This is a genomic window from Streptomyces niveiscabiei (assembly GCF_001419795.1).
In the GTDB taxonomy this organism is placed as follows: domain Bacteria; phylum Actinomycetota; class Actinomycetes; order Streptomycetales; family Streptomycetaceae; genus Streptomyces; species Streptomyces niveiscabiei.
Window position 1 is genome coordinate 1,867 of record NZ_LIRL01001014.1, and the last position, 260, is coordinate 2,126.

The window sequence follows — 260 nt, forward strand, 5'->3', positions numbered from 1 at the left end:
CGCGACCTCCAGCTCGGGTACGAGGACTGAGGGCCGCGAGGGGCTCGGGGGGCGCGCATGGAGCACCGTGACCGGGAACGGGCCGCCGTACGGCGCGCGCACGCCCCGTCGAGCGCCCTGTGCGCCCGGCGGCGCCCCGGTCGCACCAATTCCAGCATTGCCGCACATCCCGGCCCACCGCCCCCGTACCGTGGTGGCAGCGGGACAGATCTTGTGAAGCTCTGGGGAGAGAGGGCCTGGGCCATGGACCGTGGCACCGA